This is a genomic window from Methylibium sp. T29 (assembly GCF_000576205.1).
Taxonomy (GTDB): Bacteria; Pseudomonadota; Gammaproteobacteria; order Burkholderiales; family Burkholderiaceae_C; genus Methylibium; species Methylibium petroleiphilum.
In genome coordinates, this window is sequence record NZ_AZND01000435.1 from 1 (window position 1) to 1,712 (window position 1,712).

Annotated in this window: 3 protein-coding genes; all 3 read right to left on the bottom strand. The window is 70.4% G+C overall.

Annotated elements, in window-relative coordinates:
* Positions 1–93: 93 nt before the first annotated feature.
* The 3 genes from x551_RS21790 to phaP all read right to left on the bottom strand — a co-directional run bounded on the left by x551_RS21790 (position 94) and on the right by phaP (position 1,447).
* The gene (locus x551_RS21790; protein WP_036251372.1) at positions 94–417 is read right to left on the bottom strand and encodes a DUF1161 domain-containing protein; all 324 of its coding nucleotides are present in this window, start codon (positions 415–417) and stop codon (positions 94–96) included.
* A gap of 134 nt (positions 418–551) precedes the next feature.
* Positions 552–893: a hypothetical protein gene (locus tag x551_RS21795; RefSeq protein WP_036236292.1), complete on the bottom strand. Its 342-nt coding sequence runs from the start codon at positions 891–893 to the stop codon at positions 552–554.
* Between the two features lie 47 nt (positions 894–940).
* Positions 941–1,447 (bottom strand): TIGR01841 family phasin, encoded by a 507-nt coding sequence (gene phaP / locus x551_RS21800; protein WP_036236294.1) that lies wholly within the window; start codon positions 1,445–1,447, stop codon positions 941–943.
* Between the last annotated feature and the right edge of the window lie 265 nt (positions 1,448–1,712).

The window sequence follows — 1,712 nt, forward strand, 5'->3', positions numbered from 1 at the left end:
CCGGCGCGCGCGGCGCCGATGCCGAGTGCCTGCGCGCAGCGGCCGTGCTCGAAGCACTGCTGCTGCCGCCGCAGCGCTGAGGCCGGCGCCCGGCTACTTCCTGCAGTCGCCTCCCACCGACACCGAGCCGTCCTTGCACTCGGTGAGGAGGGGCTCGCCGCGCGGCCGGTCCGTGACCGTGGGCGCGGGAGCCGCAGCCACGGAGCCCTCCTCGCCACGCGTGTAGACGATCTTCTTCGTGCCCAGCTCGCAGCGGCCCACCACCTTGGCGGAGGCGCCGACCGCGGCATCGGCATCGACCGTGGTGACCGTGTAGTGCGTGGCGCCCGAGGCGCGCACCTTCGCGTCGATGCGCTCGCGCAGCTGCTCGCAGCTCTGCGCCGCACCGGCCACGCCGCTGACACCACAGAGCAGCACGGCGGCGCCGGTGCACAGAGAAAAGGAGAGCCTGTGGATCCGCATCGCGAGCCCGCCTTGAAGAGAAAGAAGAAGACCTGAACGGAGGGCAGTCTAGCGGCGGGCCCTGTGACGAAACGTGAGGGACGGTGTCGTCAGTGTTCGGCGGGCCGCGCCGCCACGGGGCTCTCGCCCGGGGGCCTGGCGGCGGGGTCGAGCAACGCGCTTCGGGCGTACCCGGGGTGCGCGTTCTCCAGCTCGACGATCAGGTCGTCGACCTGCGCGAGGAACTCCTCGCGGCCGGTGTGCGGGCCCTGCAGGAACAGCGCCGACGAATGCTCGGCGAGCTGGTGCTCACCGGCCATGCGGGCCCAGCGCCGGACTTCACAGTACAGGAGCAGGGCCAGTCGGCCCAGGTCGCCGCTCCTGCGCGCGTGCCGGAGGTCTCCGAGAAGATCCTCCAGGCCGAGCTGCAGCCGCAGCGACGAGGCGCTCATGGCACGCTCTTGCCAGGCTCAACCGCGCTTGGTCTTGGCGGCCTTGATCACCGACCGGTCACGGCGGCGTAGTTGGCTTCGGCGGTCTCGGCGGCCTGGCGGCTGGCCTTCTGCAGACCGTCGACGGCGTTGTTCAGGGTCGCCAGCGACGACTTGAACAGCGCGATGCCGTTGCTCGCACCTTCGGGCGCGTTCTTGCCGGCGGACTCGACCAGGGCGACGAACGAACTCTGCGCCGCAGCGGCCTGCTCGGCGGCGAGCTTCTCCACGTCGGCCTTGAAGCCGGCGACGATGCCGTACACCTGCTTGCCATAGGCGGAGGCCTTTTCGGCCGCGGCCTGCAGCGGGGCGGCCTGCAGCGCCAGCAGGGCTTGCGGGTCCTTCGCCGACAGCGCGGCCCGCCCGGTTTCGGCCACTTCGTCGAGGCCGGCCTTCGCGACCTGCAGGTTGAGCGCGGTGAGCTGCTCGACGCCCTGGAAGGCCTTGGCGGTCAGGCCCATCATGGCTTCGAAGTTGGCCTTGTTCGTGGCGGCGAATTGTTCGGTGTTCAGCATGGGAAGCTCCAGTCGATCGGGGTGAGGGGTGGACAGATTTTGCTGCGATGCAGCATGACCTCATCTTACTGAAAGAATCGGCGAATGGGGCACGGATTTGTTGCGTTGCAGCAATCTAGAGGCAAGTTCCTAGAACCCCCGGGCTCCGGCCCTGGCGCGGGCCCGGTCGCTCCGCGCTGTACCCTGCCCCGATGGACTCCCTGATCGCCGCCGCCGCACGCGCCCTGGCCGCCGGCGACGCCCTCGGCGCGCTCAAGCGCGTGGC